Genomic DNA, 19,257 nt, shown 5'->3' on the forward strand with positions numbered 1-19,257 from the left:
AAAATCAGGTTAGGTTATAAGCGCATATATAGCATATGAATTGCAAATTTCAAAAGCAAAGTCCTGTTTTAGCAGACATCGCTTAGTCAAAGGTAATTGCATTCGGCCATAATTTAGTCATTAACCGCGTGTACAAATCATGGACATGATCGATTCTGATTCTGATTTTTTGATTCATTGGCCCTTGATCATCATTCGCCTGGAATATTGAGCAATCCTTGTCGAATTTATCAGTAAAATCTCTTTGAGCGTAAGCCTAAAGGTCCGGCTGTCCGACAAATTTTATTTCTGTATTTTTATTCATCTTGTAGTTTCTTAGCAAGCCCAACTTACAACATGGGGCAAAACCTGAGGAGAGTAACCTTTTACTTGTTCAGTAGTGATAATTTAATTTGGTTGAGCGGAACTGCATTCAGGTATTTCTTTCAAATAAGAATCAACGGAAACCCGGTCCCTGCGTATGTTATCGTCGTAAAGACGGTAAATAAAGGCGCGGTTCGTATTGCCAGACTCAGGATAATAAGAGCGGACAGCTTTCAACACTTTAGCCAAAATTGCTGCGTCGAAAACACTTCAATCGTTCATCTTATTTTTCATTTTTTACCAAACAAAATATTTTTTTGAAAAATTGAAGGTAACCTTTGAGCTGTTTTGGAGATTAATAAATTGGACAGTAATAGAGAGCGGAAATTGAAAACGGAGTTGAAATTGCGTATCCACGTTTTCAATCTGATGTTTAACAGAACAGTTGTTCGGACTTATTCAAGCTGAATAAGCTGTTTCTGTATTGGAATATATTGCACTTCACCGTGCCGGATATGGCACATGGCGGAGCTGAATTCTCATATGAGATATTCGGACGTGCCTGGTTTCCCTCCCGAAAGCTGTCCGGTAAGGAATGTTAACAAAATCATAATTGACAGCAGTTACAAACATGACACGGACAAGTCAGTTCGCCGGCACCAGCTTTTTACTGCTCCTTCTTTTGTCGTCAATAAACCCCTTGCACGCTTTCCATTTCGGATTAGAAGCAAGTAAAGTCGAGGCAGCGAAACGGAACAGACCTTTGCTTTACCCACACCAAGCCGGAACGATGGCTGTTGGTTATACCGTTACAGCCGAAAGGCGTCCCGGTGCCGGCGATGGCAGTATCGATCTTCGCATTTCCAATGCTACGAACCTGCAAAGTATTACCTGGAGTAAAGGGGAAACGACGGAAGACCTGTGTGGGGTAACCGCCGGCACCTACCAGGTCGGAATTACTGATGATACCGGGACTAAACCTTCTTCAAGTAAAGGAAATCTTGTCTATGAACTTATTGAAATCGTTGATGGCAACAATTGTGTCCCCCCGGTATCTGGCTCGGGTTCCATCCAGGTTATCACGCAGGCAACCGTTGATCATCCGGGAGATTTATCTTTTTGTCAGGGAGAACTGACTAATCCGATTCCATTGACCGGGTCTCCTTCGAACGTTGTTTTTGATATTTCGGGCGGAGTATCGATCGGGTTAAACAACCGCAGCGGCGTAACCGCAATCCTGCCGTTTAAAGCTCTGGCAGGCTCAGTTAACCTAACCATTACACCGTGTGCAAATGGTTGTTCCGGAGATCCGATCAGCGTACCGGTTACCGTTCATCCCAAAGCCGATATTTCGGTTTCGCGGGTATTGCAAACGATTTGTTCCGGCTCAACCGGTGCGATTGGTTTAAGCAGCAGTTCCGCCGATGCCGGCTTCAGCTGGGGGGTAAAAAGTATCAGTCCTTCAGGAAGTATCAGCGGGGCAAGTGACGGAAGCGGTTCTGTTTTGGCCCAAACACTGGTCAACACCACGTCTGCCCAGGCTTCGGTTATTTACATGGTTTCGTCGGCAATCTGCGGCTGCGCGGGTTCAACGCTCGATGTCACGTTTCAGGTTGAGCCGGAAATTCAGGCGGAAATTTCAGGCGGGACAACGATTTGCCAGGGTGATGCCGACGCGGTTATTACGTTTACAGCCGCAAACGGAACTGCTCCGTACACTTTCAGCTACCATATTAATGGCGGCACGACGAAGACCATCACCAGTCCGACAGGAACTGCCCAGATTACCCTTGCCGGCGGAACTCCCGGAACATACACTTATGAACTGTCAGCGGTTCAGGATCAAACCGGGTGTAACTATGCGGCAAACGGAACAACGACCGTCACCATCAATCCGAAACCGGAGCTGACTTCAGACCTCACCCCTTCGGGAATTTGCAGCAACGACTTGTTTAGCTACACGCCTGCATTTTCTGTCCCCGGAACTGCTTATACCTGGACACGAAAAGCCATTCCCGGCATCAGTGACCCGGAGAGAACCGAAACCAGTCCAATTAATGAATACATAAATAACACCACAAAAGACCCGATTGCCGTAACATATGCCTTTACAATGACTACTCCGGCCGGTTGTACCAATAATGAAGATGTGGTTGTTATGGTTACTCAGGTACCTCGTCTTACCAGCCCGCTGACACCTGATGCTATTTGCAGTGGTACTCTTTTCTCTTACGAACCCCGGAGCGATGTTTCCGAAACAGAATTTACATGGACACGCGCCGCAGTTACGGGAATCAGCAATTCTGCTGCCGGCGGAACGGGAAATCCAAACGAAGTTTTGGTAAATACCACTTCGGAACCCATTGGTGTAACTTATTTGTATGCACTAAATGCAAACGGCTGCGAAAGCCTGGTTATTTACCCGGTTTATGTCGTGGTCGTTCCTTCGCCGCAGGTATCTGCCTTGGCATCAAAAACCGGAATTTGTCCCGGCGAAAGCGTCAACCTTTATTCATCTTCAAATGTTTCTTCAGCGCTCCCGGCAACGCTGTTCGCAGAAAACTTCGATTCAGGAAGTCCGAACAACCGTAACGGTTTTAACGGTTGGGATACCTGGTACAACAATTCTAACGCTGCCTGGACGCTGAGAGATGATAATTATACCTACAGCAGCGGATGGAACAGCGTGATCTTCCGCTCAAACGATCGCAGTAAATTTTTTCTTGCAAACTCCAATGCTGCCGGAAACACCTCCATCACGTCAATACTGACATCACCAGCCATCAATACCTTTGGGTACACCTCGCTGGAATTAAATTTCTGGTATTATTATGAATCAGGAGGCAGCTCTGATCATCCCAAAATTCAGGTTTCAACCAATGGCTCAAACTGGATGGACATTGATGAACTGACCTCCACAAAAGGCACCGGAACCGGCTTTGTAAACTATTCGACCTCATTAAACGGATATGTCGGGCAATCAAGCTTATACATTCGTTTCTCCTATGAAGCGAGAGACGATTATTACTGGGCCATCGACAATGTATCTGTAACCGGGGCCGGAACCACCGCTGAGATGTATTGGACTTCGAACCCGGCAGGCTTTAGTTCAACTGAGCAGAATCCGACCAATGTTACCCCGGGTCAAACCACCGATTATATAGCCTGGTATGTCAATCCGTATACCGGTTGTTCGGGGAGCGATACCGTAACGGTCATTGTACTTGAACCTCCGGTGCCGATTATCACTGCCGACTATTGTACCTATGTGCCAAAAATTTTGCTGTCAGCGCCGCCGGGGTATTCAAACTATTTATGGAGTACCGGGGAAACCACCCAATCGATTTTGGTCGACCTGGCTGCTATTTACACTGTCACGGTTGACGACGGAAACGGTTGTACCGGTTCGGCCTCGTTCAACACCTCAACAGAGTTGGTTGTCAACGGTAATTTTGACGATGGAAATACCGGGTTCACAACCGGCTACCACTATGTCGCCGACAACCCGGCTTCGACCAGTGAACTTTATCCCGAAGGCTACTATTCGGTAGGAACAAATGGCCATGACTTTCATTCCAATTTTTGGGGATACGACCACACTACCGGAAGCGGCAATTACATGATCGTCAACGGATGGGGAAGCAGCCTGGTAGTCTGGGAAGAGACTATCACCATACAACCAAATACCCTTTATTATTTCTCGGCCTGGGCCAAAAGTATGAACGACTACGGCCCTTTTGCCAAACTTCGGTTCGAAATTAACAGCACCCAGGTCGGCACCACTGCTAACCTGACGGCAGGCATTAACAATAATTCGAATCCCTGGACAGAACGTTTTTACGGAAACTGGAATTCCGGTACGGCCACTACGGCCACGGTCCGGATTATTAACCTTGAAACAGCCTTGGGTGGAAACGACTTCGGCCTGGACGATATTTCCTTCGGTACTTTAGCTTCTCGTTCGGCCGAAGTTTCACCTGATGTAAACGGATACATTTGCGAAGGAGAGTCCATTTACCTTGAGGCAAATGTGCAATATGGGCGCGAACCAATTACCTTTTTGTGGACAGGCCCCAACGGCTGGAGTTCTACGACTGAAAATCCGGTCATTAACAATGCAACAACTGCTGCTGCCGGGACATACACCGTGCAAGTATGGGATACATATGGTTGCGAAAATCAATCTCAGTCAGTATCGGTGAACGTTTATCCCAAGGCAAATGTCAACGCCGGCCCGGATCAGCAAGTATGTTTCGAAAACCCGTTGGTGACACTCGCCGGGACTATTTCGGGCGGGGTAACAACAGGAACCTGGTCGGGCGGAGCAGGGAATTTTAACCCGAACAACCGGAGTTTGAATGCTACTTATATCCCGACACAAGCTGAAATTAATGCAGGAACCATCGAACTAACACTGACCAGCGACACCCCTGCCGGCCCATGTCCTGCTCAAAGCAGCAGCACAACTATCACCATTTATCCGGAAATCGAACTCAATTTCAACCCGGTTCAACCGATCTGTCACGGCGGTACCGACGGGTCAATCACGGTAAGCGCCGGCAACGGGCTTGCCCCCTATACTTACCTGTGGAGCGACGGACAAAAGACAGCCAACGCAGTTGGCCTGTCCACAGGTACTTATTCGGTTACCGTCACCGATAAACAGGGTTGTTCGGTTACCGAAAGTGTCTTTTTGCCGGAGCCTAGCCAGTTTGCTGTCAAAACCCCCAGCTATGTTGAACCTACTTGTTACGGAGAAGATAACGGATCGGCTACGATAACGGCCAGCGGTGGCACCCCGCCTTACGAATTCATTTGGGATACGGCTGCCGGTTCACAGACTTCTGCTACGGCCACCGGTCTTTCTGCCGGAACTTATTCCGTTATCGTACTGTCCGACTCGCACGCGTGTACAGCCACTGCCGTTTCGGTCACCATTCCCGAACCGGAAGCCCCGGACTTGAGTTGCCCGGATGATATCGCGGTCATGGTTGACCCGGGTAAAGCATACGCGAGCAACGTTACGGTATCTGCTGCCGATTACGATAACTTTTGCGAAAGTATCGAATATGTTATGACCGGCGCAACGACCGGAAGCGCCCAGGGGCTGGTCCCGTCGCCTTCGACATTTAACCTTGGCGTAACAACAATCGAATACACCTCGGTAAACCTGAAAGGAGAAGATTTGCACTGTTCATTCACCGTTACCGTAAAACCCGAAACGCCCGAAATTACCTGTTCCGACCCCATCTCTGTAAGCACTGATGCCGGTGTTTGCACCGCCACCGTGGAAGTCAGCCTTCCGGCAATTGATAACGGAGAGGGAATCAGCTGGACCTGGACAATGAGCGGAGCAAACACCGGCAGCGGAACGGGCCCCATACCTTCCCCCTACACCTTCAACAAAAGCGTAACAACCATTGCCTGGGTTGCCGTCAACAGCGCCGGAACCGCCGGCTGTTTGCAAACGGTTACCGTAAATGACACCGAAGCGCCTGAATTTATTGAGCCATTTGATATCGAGGTCTGTGTTGAACGTATCAAGGAATTCACCTATACAAGTCAAACAGTGCCCGACTATTACACCTTTGAGCCGGGGAACAAGATGCTGGACTTAAATACAGCGAGCTTTACCGATAACTGCGGATTGGTTTGCGGCGCTCAAATCGAATGGCGGGTAGTTTTCAGTGACGGAAGCACCCTCCCTGAGTCCGGCTATATCAGCGGACAACCATCGATGTATACACCCGGGTTCCGTTTCCCGGGCGATGGGGACAGCTTCCAACCCCTGGTTCACAAAATTTATTACCGTATCACGGATTGCTCGGGCAAACAAAGCGAAGAACTGGTTACAAATGTCACCGTTCACCCCCGACCGGAAATTGTCCGGAATTTCTGATAAAAAACAAGAAAGAAGTTGCTTTGGAAAACTTAAAAAAGGCAGTTATTTTTAACGACAATAAACAGACGTATTGCATAGAGAAGCATTTCTTACTTCTGCCTTAATATATTTATTGGTCTGAATAACAGTGTACTGCCCGATGAGGTATTTGTAAAGAAGTATTTAAATGTCGGAAGTCTATTCTATTTCTCCTGCAATAACAATGTAGTTTTTACCGTACTTCTTTGCACACTTAGGGCAGGTGGTATACCACATATACCATTTTTTGATTTTAAATCCCTTTGTGCCGGCAAGTGCTTCATATTCTTCACACCATTTTCCTGTATTTTTAAACGGGCCTTCATATACTTTACTGTAATATTTACCGCTCAGAGTCACGTTGTCTGCAGTAGGCACTTCCTTGTCAACGGCAAGATAAAGGTCCATGTTCCATTTGGAGGTATGATCTGATAAGCAAAGCCACCCGGGGATTTCGGCTCCGGATTCCTTCACTTTTTTATCAAGCTTTTTCATGACCTGTCCAAAATTCAGAGGCATATAAAAAAGCGTGCGAACTTTTTCCCGAATAAACTTTTTGTGATCCCAGATCATAATTTTATCGTCCCAGGCGGCCGGGTCAAAAGGAGGGCAACAGTCATATTCAGGTTTACTTTGCGTGTTCATGTCAGTTTTGTTTTAGGTGATAGCAGTTAAATTGATTGTTTTCAAATTCAGTGCAAATTACAACATCTCCATGTATTGTTGGAGTGTATAGGTAAAAAAAATAATGTTATTCTGCCGTAAATGGCCGAACTTTTAAGAAATCATGCTACGATCTGTTAAAAAACTGAAAAACTAAAATGCATATCTGTTTATTTGATAATTTTGATACAAAATTATTTTTTAATAAGGATTTCACATCAGCGGTAATGATTTTGTCAAAAGATGCAATAGTTAAATGGTACTATTTCTATAATCAATTAATCCATTTTCAGGACGTACATGGTCATTGTAATGTTCTGCCCGACAGCAAAGAGAATCAGGAACTGGTGAAATGGATGCTGATTCAGAAAAGAGCAAAGCACAGGTTACCAAAGGAATTTAAAGACAAACTAAAAGCGGCAGGCTTTGATTTTTCTATCGATCATATTCATTATTGGTATGAGCGGTTTGAGGATTTAAAACAGTTTTTTGAAAAATACGGGCATGCCCATGTACCGGCTACAGATCCTCAGTATGCACCGCTCCATGAATGGCTGATCGACCAGGTCAGAAATAAGACTGCCTTAAGCGAAGATCAACGAGCTAAACTTGATTCCCTTGGTGTACATTGGGAGTTTAAAGACATTCGTGATTGGAGATGGCACGAGATGTATATGCAGTTAAACGATTTTTATCAGGAACGTGGCCATTGCAATGTACCTCAAAAATGGAAGGTAAACAAACAACTGAGCAACTGGGTGTCTGTTCAGCGACGCAGAGTGGCGGAAGGCAATATGAAAAGAAAACGCAAAGAAAAGCTCGATGCGATGGGCTTTATTTGGGATTTCAGGAACGTGTACGAACTCCAATGGGAAAATAAATTTGATCAGCTGACTGCCTTTAAAAATCAATATGGCCATTGTAAGGTTGCTGTGACGTATCCTGATCAGCATTTGGCGGGATGGGTGGACCGCCAGCGAACGTTAAAAACCAACGGCAGGCTATCTGTAATCCGGGAACAAAAACTCGATGAAATCGGTTTTATTTGGGATTGCACTGTTTTACAGGAAGAATACTGGCAGGAGAAATTTGATCAGCTTAAACAATATAAGAAGCAATACGGTGATTGTCAGGTGCCGGTAAACTGGAAGAAAAATCCTTCGCTGGGCACCTGGGTGAGCACGCAGAGGACACTGGCAAAAAAAGGGAAACTTGACCCGCTGAAAAAGGAAAAACTGGAAAAGGCGGGATTTGTTTGGGGCATCGAAGCCTGGAAGCTTCAACTCAAAAAATATGATGCGCAATGGGAAAGAAACTACCGGAGGTTGAAAGCATACAAAAAGCAATATGGTGAAATTCAGGTTTCCGTACGTGTCGATTGGCCCCTGGAGCGTTGGACCTGTATTCAAAGACGAGAAAAACAAACGGGCAAACTCGCAGCCTGGAAAATTAAAAAGCTTGAGCAGATCGGTTTTGCCTGGAACATCCACGAATCATACTGGATGAACATGTACGATCAACTTGTTTTGTTTCAGGAAAAATACGGACATACCCGGGTTCCTTATAATTGGAGAGAAAATTCACGATTAGGCCATTGGGTGTCAAGAACACGCCGCAAAGTATATGAATTAACTGAAGCACAAACAGGCTTGTTGAACAAGGTAGGCTTTCATTGGCATATTGTCCGTAAAAATCCGGTACCATGGACCGACATGTTTCATCTTCTGGTTGAGTTTAAGAAAGAATACGGCAACACCTGTGTTCCGGTAAAATGGGAGCGAAATAAAAAACTCGGGAAATGGGCCTCCCGCATGCGTTCTGACCGGAATAAGTTAGATCCGGAAAAGAAACGACTGCTTGAGGAAATCAGTTTTGACTGGCAGCGGAGGAAGAGGGGACGAGTTGCCGGAAAAATGACACTGGAAGCCAGTTTCTTATAAAGTCGGAAAACGCTTCTCTTTTCAAAACCTGCCTTTGGGGACAAATGTTCTATTGCGGGAGGGGAATATCGTATTCTTTGTTACGAAACAGCGGATTCGGGTGATATAGATAATTTTTACCATCTCTGCAAAGTGCATGGATAGGGCTTTATTGGCCCAGACAGCCGCATCCAAAACGTCTGATTGTCAATAAACATATTATGGACTGGAGAGTCCAAATGTATACAAGGTATAGACATCGCCCTTTTAAGCCGCCATTCGGCGACGTAAACTCCGGGAATATAATTTATTTCGTAACCGTTTTAAATATTTAATAAAATGGAAGAATCGTATCAATGTCTGATAACTGAATTGAACAAGGTAAAAGAGCGGAACGCGTTTAATACATGTATTATATCGATGCTCACTCACGAATTTGTGAGTTCTGTCACCAATATACGGATCGCTGCAGATATCGTTGAAGCTTATTTTGAAAACCTGACTATGGCAGAGATCAAAAAGAAAATGTACCAGATTCAGCATAATGTTGACTTTCTGAAAAAGATACTGGAAAAGGCCGTGGAAGTTATCCGGCTTGAGGGAAGTGAGATGAATTTTTATCCGGCAGAAACAGAAGTAAATGAGTTTATCGCTGCCGTAATTGAAGATATGAAAAGCCGGCAGGAAATCAGAAACGGCATTGTTTTTCAACAAACAGATTTCCCGGTTTTAATCGATGCTGACAGACAGATGATGAAAATAGTCCTCATCAATTTGCTGTCAAATGCCATCAAATATACTCCTGACCAATCTGAGGTGGCCATTCAACTTGCTGTTTTGAAAAATAACCTTCTTATTCACGTTACTGATCAGGGGATCGGCATCCCGGATGAAGACGCTGATCATGTTTTCGATCCGTTTTACCGTGGGGCTAATGTGGGAAATATTCCCGGAACTGGTGTTGGATTGTGTTTAACCAGGAAACTGGTCCATTTTCACGGCGGACTAATCTCGTTCAGACCGGGGGTGAATAACGGCACAACCTTTACAGTTACCCTTCCCGGAATAAAGCGTTTGAATCGGGCGCAAAGGCAGAAGCCTATGACGTATGAAAGGACCTGATAAACAGGAGAAGACTATCATTTCTGCTCAACCCGAACTTTTTTTTCAACCGGTACTTGCTTGTTCTGACACTGCCGTCTGAGATATTGAGCAAACCAGCCAGTTGGGTCGTATTAAAACCCATTGCCAGTGCAGAGAGCATAACCAGTTCGTATTGGGTTAAATTCGTATATTTCCGGATAACCTTTGAGATGAAGTGAGGATAGATCATATTGAACTTCAGCTGAAAGATAGCCAGGTTGTCAGTTAATAAGGCCTCATCTCTTGTTTTATTCCTAAGCTGGATCAGCATTTTCTTCTGCGCGTCGGTCAGCGTCGTATTTTTAAGTTCATTATCGATCAGGATGCGGAGTACCTGCAATTTATTATTAATCGCGATTAAATGCATGCTTGTTTTTATCAGTTCCGTTTCCTTCTCCTGTAATTGGTCACAATATTTACCGATAATCGCATGATTAGAATCGATCTGTTTCTTTAAAGCAGCGAGTTCTTCCAGCAATTCTCTTTCATTCTTCCTGATAAAATGTTCAAAGGTGGAAAATCTTTCCAGTCGCGAGGATATTGCGTTCAGCAATTCTTCCCTTGAAAACGGCTTGGTCAGGTAATCATCGGCTCCGATTGTCATTCCATGCCTGAAACTGGTCCTTTCCTGGACAGCCGTGATATAAATAAATGACGTGAAACCCAGGCTTTTCTCTTTCTTCAGTTTCTTTAGCAACTCAAATCCGGAAATCCCCGGCATCCTGATATCACACAAAATTAAGTCGGGGTTTTCTTTCCTGGCCTTTTCCAATCCGTTTATGCCATCCGATGCCAGCAACGTACAATACCCCTCACTACGTAATATTTCATCAACCCCGGTCCTTATTTCAGGCTCATCGTCTATGATTAATATTTTTTTTTACTTAAGCTCATAATTTTACCAGTTAATGGGTTATTTCATTGACTTATGTTTTTTTAATCTCAGTTTCACAGGTTAATGAATGAAGAATACAACCAGCTAATCATTAATAAAATGTTTCGAAATAATCATCTTCAAGGTATACAAAAAACAGGCTTTCGCTCGTGAAGATAATTTTTACAAGGTGAAAATAGCAAAAACTATGCAAAAATTCCGGTCAGAGCATTAAATTGGGTTAGATGTTATTACATGTAAAAGAAAATTGTTATTCTTTTTTTATCGTTAACCTATTAAAAGATAAATGATTCCAAACGTATCAATATGAATTTTTTCAATTCGGGAATAATTGCTGAAACAAATTATTGTAAATTGTACTCCGTGATAAAATATGATAGAATACGAATGCAGCAGACAATTGTATTAATTTATTTGTTGTAAAAATGAGCTTTTCGCAAAAAACAAGTACAGACATTTCCGAAACGATTATTGCTTTAGAAAAAGGAGCGCTGGAAAAATGGAATCAGGGTGATCCAAGTGGTTATCTTAACCTTTCAGCTGATGACGTAACTTACTTAGACCCTTCTACTGAACGGCGGTTGGACGGACTTGATAACCTTAAAAAATATTACGAGCCAATCACAGGGCAGATTCATGTATCGAGATATGAAATGCTTAATCCGAAAGTTATTGCTACGAATGATCTGGCCGTGTTGACATTTAACCTGCATTCTTATAAAGCTGACAAAGTATCTAAATGGAACTGTACCGAAGTGTACCGACTTGAGCCTGACGGACAATGGAAAATTGTTCAAACACATTGGTCTTTCTTCGCCGAACCTTAGGCGCAGAGAATTAAGAAGCAGCCGCTAAATTACAACGATCCGGTTTGAACATGAAATGGATATCCAGGAGATGTTGAGGAAGACTTGCATACCTGCCGGCATGAATTTCTATACGTATCGAGATAAATCTGCGTAAGGTATGGGCGTAGATCTTCGCACGGATGAAAACAGAAGAATACACTTATGCCCATAGGCTGACGCGGCTTTGCAAGTGTGCCACCTGCTGAATAATGTTATTTGGATTATCCAACGTTACTGAAAAGAAATCGTGCAGGTTTTTCAGTTTTGATTATTTTTGTTGAAATTTTCAATATTCATGGGTAGAAGTCGCAAAAACAACCCTTTTTACGAGGGCGTCAGGATTACGGATATCGGAGCGGAAGGAAAAGCCATTGCCCGCGTTGACGAGATGGTTGTGTTTACCACGCACGTCATTCCGGGGGATGTGGTTAACTTACAGGTAACCAAAAAACGAAAAAACTATCAGGAAGCCCGGGTGACCCGGTTGCTGGAAAAATCAGCCGACAGGATTGAAGCTTTTTGTAAACATTTTGGTGTTTGCGGCGGTTGCAAGTGGCAATACCTTCCTTACGAAAAACAGCTTTTTTATAAACAAAAGCAGGTTGAAGATCAGTTGCGGCGCCTGGGCCGCATTCAGTTGCCCGAAGTTAGCCCGATCCTGGGCTCGAAAGAGCAGTTGTTTTACCGCAACAAGCTGGAATTCAGCTTTTCGAACAAACGATGGCTCAGTCCCGACGAAATGGGGCAAGACGTGGCGCCGGAACAGATGAACGCACTCGGGTTCCATATTCCCGGATTGTTCGACAAGATCATCGACATTGAAACCTGCTGGCTGCAAGCCGAACCGTCGAATGCCCTGCGTAATTTTATCCGCAGTTATGCCCTCGAAAACAAACTCACATTTTTTGATATCCGGAACCAGCAGGGTTTCCTGCGCAACATGATCATACGCACATCGTCGACCGGCGAAAATATGCTGATCATGGTTTTTTATTATGATGATGCAGACCTGAGGAGAGCTTTTCTGCAGGCTGTTGCCGACCGGTTTCCCGAATTAAGCTCCATCCTGTACGTGATCAATGCGAAAGGAAACGATACGATTACCGATCAGGAGATCCATGTCTACAAAGGGACCGACCATATTTTTGAGGAAATGGACGGCTTACGGTTTAAAATAGGTCCCAAAAGTTTTTACCAGACCAACGCGGCGCAAGCCTTCGAATTGTATAAAGTGGCCCGCGATTTTGCCGGTTTGACCGGAAAAGAAGTGGTTTACGACTTATATACCGGAACCGGTACCATTGCCAATTTTGTGGCATTGAGGGCTAAAAAGGTCATCGGGATCGAATATGTGAAAGAAGCGATCGACGATGCCCGGGTGAACTCGTCGATCAACAGCATCGGCAACACCCTGTTTTATGCCGGCGATATGAAAGATGTCCTGAACGAAGCTTTCATAAAAGAACACGGCCGTCCGGATGTAATTATCACCGACCCTCCTCGCGCCGGCATGCACGAGGATGTGGTGAAAGCAATTTTAAACGCATCGCCCGAACGGATTGTGTATGTGAGCTGTAACCCGGCCACCCAGGCACGCGACCTCTCGTTGATGGACGAACACTACGAGCTTACCAAAATTCAACCGGTTGATATGTTTCCCCATACACACCATGTTGAAAATGTTGTGCAGCTAATTCGCCGAAATCAGGTAACCCTTTAGACGAAATTGCAGTTTAAAAAGAAAAACAACGCCCTATGATCACCATTATCTCACCCGCAAAGTCCCTTGATTTTGAAACGCCTTCTCCTGTCAGCTTTTATTCCCAACCCGAATTTATTGAGGAAGCTGAACGAATCAACCAGTATTTAAAGCGGTTGAATGTATCCGGTCTGATCAAATTAATGGGCATTTCGGCAAAATTGGCAACCCTGAATGTTGAGCGAAACCTTCAGTGGAGCACACCCTTCACTCCGCAAAATGCCAAACAGGCTATTTTTGCATTCAACGGCGATGTGTATGAAGGAATGAACGCGTCGGTTTTTTCGGAAGAAGAGGTGAAGCTTGCCCAGGAAAGAATCCGGATTATCTCCGGTTTGTATGGTTTGTTAAAACCGCTCGACCTGATCCAGCCATACCGGCTCGAAATGGGGACAAAACTGGAAATCGGTTCAGCGAAAGATTTGTACGGTTTCTGGAAAGAAAAAATTACTGCCAGGCTAAACGAAGATGTGAAAAAAAACGGCAGCGTACTGATTAACCTCGCCTCGGCCGAATATTATAAAGCAATCGATTTTTCGAGGGTAGAAGGTCGGATCATTACTCCCGAATTTAAAGACAACAAAAACGGGAAGTACATCATCATTTCATTTTTTGCCAAAAAAGCGCGCGGCCTGATGAACCGGTTCATAATCCAAAATAAACTGACGAAGCCTGAAGATCTGAAAGCGTTCGACCTGGACGGTTATTACTATAACAACCAGTTGTCGAAGGGTGATAAATGGGTATTTACCCGCGAAAGATAGCCTTTGGTCCCACTTTCTTTGTCGCCGGGGCCGGAAAGACGTTCATGATGGCATAATATCGTTTACCTTTGCAGGCTCAACGAGTTCAACGCACAACCGGAATAACAAGAGATGGAATATTCATTTAACGACGAATCGGGCAATTACCGGCGGATAGATAAATTCGACGCCGAAACGACTACGAAAATCAGTGACTATTATGCCCGGATCATTGATCTGCTGGGCGAAGATGTAAAACGCGAAGGCTTGCAAAAAACGCCTATGCGAGTGGCCAAGGCCATGCAGTTTTTACTTCAGGGCTACGATCAGGACCCGGAAGCGATGCTTCGCGACGCCATGTTTAAAGAAGATTACCGCCAAATGGTCATCGTAAAAGACATCGAAATTTTCTCGATGTGCGAGCACCACCTGTTACCGTTTATCGGGAAAGCACATGTGGGCTATATTCCCAATGGCTACATCACCGGACTCAGTAAAATTGCACGGGTAGTCGACGCCTTTGCCCGCCGGCTTCAGGTGCAGGAACGACTGACAACCCAGATAAAAGAATGTATCCAACAGACACTGAACCCACTGGGCGTGGCGGTTGTCATCGAAGCACAGCACTTGTGTATGCAAATGCGTGGTATCCAAAAACAACATTCGGTGACCACCACTTCCGATTTTACCGGAGCCTTTGAGCGGGTAGCCACGCGCGAAGAATTTATCCGGCTGATCAGTTCCAGGTAATCTGTTAATAAATCATCGTTTTTTTAAACAGAAGCGAACAATTTTATATTATTTTAGCTAAAAAAATTCAGTAAATGACAGATGCCCCTTGCTTGGGAAGCGATCTGTCCAAATGCCGATAGTAAACGAATAAAAGAATAACAACAAAAACCATTCAAATGAAAACATCAAGAGCATACAAATTTGTTTCTCTGGCCATCGCTGCCGGACTGCTTACATCAGCCTTCATCGGGTGTACCGGGAAAAGTGACAAAAAGCAAGGCGCAGAGGTCGAAGAAACCATCAAACAGGAAATAGAAGAATATGCTTATCCGTTGCCTTCAGCATTTGAAGTGACCAATATGCTCAATGAGATTGAAGCCAGCTATATTGTTGGGATAGCCAATAAACCAGAAAAAGTAAGCGGTTATCTCTCCGAATTTGGCAAGGCCGTTAACCTGGGGATTTATACAGCCGACCTGGCTTATGCCACTACCTACAATCAGAAATCGGATATTCAGGATTATTTTAAAGCCAGTGAAACCCTGGTTCGTGAACTTGATTTTACCTCGGCATTCGAGAAAAACCTGCCGGAGCAAATTGATGCCAACATCGACAACAAGGAAGCGCTGGTCGGTATTGTTACCGATATGTTTCAGCGGGCTTACTCTTATTTGAACCAGCAGGGCCGCACTGAACTGTCGTACCTTGTTTTGAGTGGTACGGTAATCGAAGGCCTTTACCTGACTACGAATATCTCTGAAAATACTTTCCAGAATCCAAAACTGATCGAAGCTATTCTTTTCCAGAAAGAACCGCTGACCGATCTGGAAAATATGCTGGCCAATCATGCCGAATCTGATCTGTTAAAAGATGTCTATCTGGATATCAAACAAATCAATGCCATATATGCCCTGGAAGAAGGCACCAGTTCGATGACGGAAACACAGGTTAAAGCGCTGTCCGAAACTGTGGCAAAAATCAGGGAAAGTTATGTGCAGCAATAACTGGGAATAATCGTTTTAAAACGGGTTTTTGTGGCCGGAACGAACGGATGCAGGAACCCGTTTTTTTCGTTCCTATACAATAATCCGGGAACCCGGCAAGCACTAAACCAATAACCTGACGTTTAACTTTGACCTGACAACAAGGACATTTCACAAATTTCCGACCGATGTACGAAAGTATCATTGAAACACTGATCAAGCTGTTTGCCATCATCACCGATTTTCGGAAAAAGCTGTCTTCCGAATCCGAGTTGCTGGTGGAATCCTACCTGAAAGAAAATTTCAACCGGGAGTTGGTCGAGAAATATATGGTTCTTTACCAAAACTATGTACACTATTACCATATTGAGAACCGCGAAATATTTTACAAAGACAACGGCAAAGGCGAGCGTTTTATCAATAAAAACTACCTGCACAACATTTGTAGCGGTATGGTCAGTAATTTCGACCTGAATACCCGTTTCACGATTGTTTCGCAACTGTTAAACTTCATAAAAAAAGCCGAGGGACTGAATATTGACGACTTGAAAATGGTCAATATTGTTGCCTCGGGTTTAAAGATTGATCCCCGTGAATATGAGAACCTGTACCGCTTTTACCTTTTTTCAATTGAAAAAGTAAAAGATAAAAGCTGTCTGTTTGTTGTAAACGGCAACAAAGAATATCACGATAAGCAAATCCAGCATTTATACCGCGAGAACCAACAGGTTGAGATTGAACTTATCCGGATCTCAAGCACCAATACGTTATTTTTCAAGTACTGGGGACCCCGCAACCTGTATCTGAACGCACACCGGCTCACGCAAAACAGACTTTACATTTTTCCGCAGGGAGGAATCCTGAAAACCTCGCGTATCATCCCGATTTATTACAGCAGCGTGATGAACCGGTTCATCCAGGAAAAGGGGAAACCGCGCATTGTTTTTAATGTTGAAAATATTGAATACCGCTTCAATAAACGTGTTTACGGCTTGTACCCGGTGAGTTTTCAGGAACGCTCGGGCGACCTGGTAGGCATACTGGGCGGAAGCGGCGTTGGTAAAACCACTCTGCTGAACGTATTAAACGGTAAGCTGAAACCACATGGCGGTAAAATCACGATCAACGGGTACGACCTGCATGACCCGAAAAATGAAGAGGTACTGAAAGGGGTGATCGGATACGTTCCCCAGGACGACCTGCTGCTTGAGGAACTGACCGTTTACCAGAACCTTCAGTTTAACGCACGTTTCTGCTTCGGGAATATGGATCACGAGCAGATTGAAGAAATCATCCGGCAAACGTTGATTGATTTCGATCTGGTAGAAGCCCGCGACCTGGTTGTTGGCAACCCCCTGAAGAAAATTTTGAGCGGCGGCCAGCGTAAGCGGCTAAACATCGCGCTTGAGCTGATGCGCGAACCCTCCATCCTGTTTGTTGATGAACCGACATCCGGGCTCTCGTCAGCCGACTCCGAAAAAGTGATGTACCTGCTGAAGCGCCAATGCCAGAAAGGGCGGCTGGTTTTTGCGAACATTCATCAGCCGTCAAGCGACATCTACAAGCTGTTCGAACGCATGATTGTTATGGACAAAGGCGGCCGGGTTGTTTTCTTCGGTAACCCGATGGATGCCATAACCTATTTTAAGCGGCAGGCCAACTACGTCAATCCTGACGAAAGTGAGTGCATGACCTGCGGAAATGTGAAAACCGAGCAACCGCTCCGGATTATCGAATCGCGCATGGTCGACCCTTTCGGGAAAAGTATCCGCCGGCGGAAGATCTCACCCGCCGAGTGGTACCAGAGCTACCAGGAAAAAGTAGAACCGACGGTTGTTGAGTTTATGAAAATGAATCCGGTGGCGGAAGAAAAGTTTCCGGAGGTGATCTTCAAAACGCCCAACTGGATCAAACAACTCAAATTATTCATCAAACGCGATTTTGCATCGAAGCGTTCCAACAAGCAATATTTGGGCATCGCCTTACTCGAAGCGCCGATTCTGGCAGTTATTCTTGGTTTCTTTTCCAAGTTCTCCGATGCCGGCAGGTACTTATTCAGCGAGAATGACAACATCCCGGCCTTCCTGTTTATGAGCGTGGTGGTGGCCCTGTTTATCGGGTTGAGCATCAGCGCCGAAGAAATTTTTAAAGACCGAAAGATCAGGAAGCGCGAAGAGTTTCTGGATTTAAGCCGCGGGGCCTATTTCGTGTCAAAAATACTGATGTTGTTTATGATTTCAGCCATTCAGGTGTTGTCGTTCGTGCTCATTGGTCACTATATGCTCGAAATCAGAGACCTGACGTTTTCAACCTGGCTCATCCTCTTTTCAACGGCTTGTTTTGCCAACCTGCTGGGCTTAAACCTATCGGCCGGTCTTGATTCTGCCGTAGCCATTTATGTTCTCATTCCGTTGATGCTGGTCCCCCAGTTATTGCTGAGTGGCGTGATTGTCGATTTCAACAAAATGCACTATTCACTTAGCAGTTACGACAAAACACCACTGATTGGCGACATGATGGTGTCGCGCTGGTCGTACGAAGCGCTGGCGGTTAATCAATTCAAAAATAACCGGTACCGCCGACACTTCTTCGAGGCAGAACGGGAAAAGAATGAATTGGGTTTTAAAGCCTATTACTTTTTGCCTGAGGTGGAGAAGCGGTTAAAAGCGTATCAAAGTTTCCAGATGAGGGGCGAAAGGGAAGAGGCCGATTTGCTCGTTCCGGTCCTGAAGAATTCGTTTGATGAATTGTTCCGCTCAGTCAATCCTTCGTCCGACTCTGTGTCCCTGCTTGTGCATCAAATGGGCCAGGCAGGATTTCAATATCAGGAATTTGCCCGTTTAACCGGTTATCTGTCTCTGGCAAAAAATGAGTACCACCAACGTTACGGGGCGGCAAGCGCGTCCCTCGACGAAAAACAAAACCAACTCCTGGCCCGCTTTGGCGGAGACCATGAAAAAATGCTGGATTTCAGGAATAAATACGTTTGCAAAAAACTGGAAACCTTACTTCGCGATAAATATTCCCTGCATAAATTGTATATCTCCGATAACCGGATTTACCAGGGAGATGAACCCGTATACCGGAACCCGGTTTACCGGAACGGTTCTGCCCATTTTTACTCCGGGTATAAATACATCGGGAAGGTGAGAGTTGGAGCAGTTTTGTTTAATATGCTGGTTATCTGGCTTTTTACTGTTTTTTTAATGATTGCTCTTTATTTCGACCTGTTGCGCAAGATCATCGCCTATGTTGAAAGATGGAGGTTGACCCGTCAGGCCGAATTGCGCGACCGGATTTTTTATAATCCCATGGCGTTCATCAAGGGCGACCGGAAGAAGGAATGATG

At 44.9% G+C, this 19,257-nt stretch carries 11 protein-coding genes; 9 read left to right on the forward strand and 2 right to left on the reverse strand.

Annotation, left to right across the window (positions count from 1 at the left end):
- The first annotated feature begins 934 nt into the window (after nt 1-934).
- Complete coding sequence (locus tag ACOIT5_RS16555; protein ID WP_423127269.1) at nt 935-6,202, forward strand: PKD-like domain-containing protein; 5,268 nt, start codon at nt 935-937, stop codon at nt 6,200-6,202.
- Nucleotides 6,203-6,382: 180 nt separating this feature from the next.
- Here ACOIT5_RS16555 and ACOIT5_RS16560 read toward each other — a convergent pair whose 3' ends face one another.
- Nucleotides 6,383-6,868 (reverse strand): hydrolase, encoded by a 486-nt coding sequence (locus ACOIT5_RS16560; RefSeq protein WP_423127270.1) that lies wholly within the window; start codon nt 6,866-6,868, stop codon nt 6,383-6,385.
- A gap of 245 nt (nt 6,869-7,113) precedes the next feature.
- Between ACOIT5_RS16560 and ACOIT5_RS16565 the strand changes: the two genes are divergently transcribed.
- A complete protein-coding gene (locus ACOIT5_RS16565; RefSeq protein ID WP_423127271.1) occupies nt 7,114-8,826 on the forward strand; it encodes a helicase associated domain-containing protein in 1,713 nt (570 codons plus the stop codon).
- Nucleotides 8,827-9,144: 318 nt separating this feature from the next.
- Entirely contained in the window at nt 9,145-9,927 is a 783-nt protein-coding gene (locus tag ACOIT5_RS16570) for a sensor histidine kinase (protein WP_423127272.1), read from the forward strand.
- Here ACOIT5_RS16570 and ACOIT5_RS16575 read toward each other — a convergent pair.
- On the reverse strand, nt 9,905-10,822 hold the full coding sequence (locus tag ACOIT5_RS16575) for a response regulator (protein ID WP_423130628.1): 918 nt from the start codon (nt 10,820-10,822) through the stop codon (nt 9,905-9,907). The two genes, ACOIT5_RS16570 and ACOIT5_RS16575, sit on opposite strands and share 23 nt — an antisense overlap.
- A 446-nt stretch (nt 10,823-11,268) precedes the next feature.
- Between ACOIT5_RS16575 and ACOIT5_RS16580 the strand changes: the two genes are divergently transcribed.
- The 6 genes from ACOIT5_RS16580 (at nt 11,269) to ACOIT5_RS16605 (ending at nt 19,255) form a co-directional block, all read left to right on the forward strand.
- Nucleotides 11,269-11,670 (forward strand): YybH family protein, encoded by a 402-nt coding sequence (locus tag ACOIT5_RS16580; RefSeq protein WP_423127273.1) that lies wholly within the window; start codon nt 11,269-11,271, stop codon nt 11,668-11,670.
- A gap of 316 nt (nt 11,671-11,986) precedes the next feature.
- A complete protein-coding gene (gene rlmD / locus ACOIT5_RS16585; protein ID WP_423127274.1) occupies nt 11,987-13,411 on the forward strand; it encodes a 23S rRNA (uracil(1939)-C(5))-methyltransferase RlmD in 1,425 nt (474 codons plus the stop codon).
- A gap of 35 nt (nt 13,412-13,446) precedes the next feature.
- Nucleotides 13,447-14,214, forward strand: coding sequence for a peroxide stress protein YaaA (yaaA, locus tag ACOIT5_RS16590; RefSeq protein ID WP_423127275.1), 768 nt, complete (start codon nt 13,447-13,449; stop codon nt 14,212-14,214).
- A 111-nt stretch (nt 14,215-14,325) separates the two neighbouring features.
- Nucleotides 14,326-14,943 (forward strand): GTP cyclohydrolase I FolE, encoded by a 618-nt coding sequence (folE, locus tag ACOIT5_RS16595; RefSeq protein ID WP_423127276.1) that lies wholly within the window; start codon nt 14,326-14,328, stop codon nt 14,941-14,943.
- A gap of 158 nt (nt 14,944-15,101) precedes the next feature.
- Complete coding sequence (locus tag ACOIT5_RS16600; RefSeq protein ID WP_423127277.1) at nt 15,102-15,929, forward strand: hypothetical protein; 828 nt, start codon at nt 15,102-15,104, stop codon at nt 15,927-15,929.
- A 167-nt stretch (nt 15,930-16,096) separates the two neighbouring features.
- A complete protein-coding gene (locus ACOIT5_RS16605) occupies nt 16,097-19,255 on the forward strand; it encodes an ATP-binding cassette domain-containing protein (RefSeq protein WP_423127278.1) in 3,159 nt (1,052 codons plus the stop codon).
- Nucleotides 19,256-19,257 lie beyond the last annotated feature (2 nt).

Source organism: Gaoshiqia hydrogeniformans, assembly GCF_049347105.1.
In the GTDB taxonomy this organism is placed as follows: Bacteria; Bacteroidota; Bacteroidia; order Bacteroidales; family Prolixibacteraceae; genus Gaoshiqia; species Gaoshiqia hydrogeniformans.

Excerpts from the sequence above, each read along its gene's own strand:
- ACOIT5_RS16600 (WP_423127277.1), top strand. The coding sequence starts at position 15,102 with ATGAAAACATCAAGAGCATACAAATTTGTTTCTCTGGCCATCGCTGCC.
- ACOIT5_RS16580 (WP_423127273.1), top strand. The coding sequence starts at position 11,269 with ATGAGCTTTTCGCAAAAAACAAGTACAGACATTTCCGAAACGATTATT.
- ACOIT5_RS16605 (WP_423127278.1), top strand. The coding sequence starts at position 16,097 with ATGTACGAAAGTATCATTGAAACACTGATCAAGCTGTTTGCCATCATC.
- ACOIT5_RS16565 (WP_423127271.1), top strand. The coding sequence starts at position 7,114 with ATGATTTTGTCAAAAGATGCAATAGTTAAATGGTACTATTTCTATAAT.
- yaaA (WP_423127275.1), top strand. The coding sequence starts at position 13,447 with ATGATCACCATTATCTCACCCGCAAAGTCCCTTGATTTTGAAACGCCT.
- ACOIT5_RS16570 (WP_423127272.1), top strand. The coding sequence starts at position 9,145 with ATGGAAGAATCGTATCAATGTCTGATAACTGAATTGAACAAGGTAAAA.
- ACOIT5_RS16555 (WP_423127269.1), top strand. The coding sequence starts at position 935 with ATGACACGGACAAGTCAGTTCGCCGGCACCAGCTTTTTACTGCTCCTT.
- folE (WP_423127276.1), top strand. The coding sequence starts at position 14,326 with ATGGAATATTCATTTAACGACGAATCGGGCAATTACCGGCGGATAGAT.
- ACOIT5_RS16560 (WP_423127270.1), bottom strand. The coding sequence starts at position 6,868 with ATGAACACGCAAAGTAAACCTGAATATGACTGTTGCCCTCCTTTTGAC.
- rlmD (WP_423127274.1), top strand. The coding sequence starts at position 11,987 with ATGGGTAGAAGTCGCAAAAACAACCCTTTTTACGAGGGCGTCAGGATT.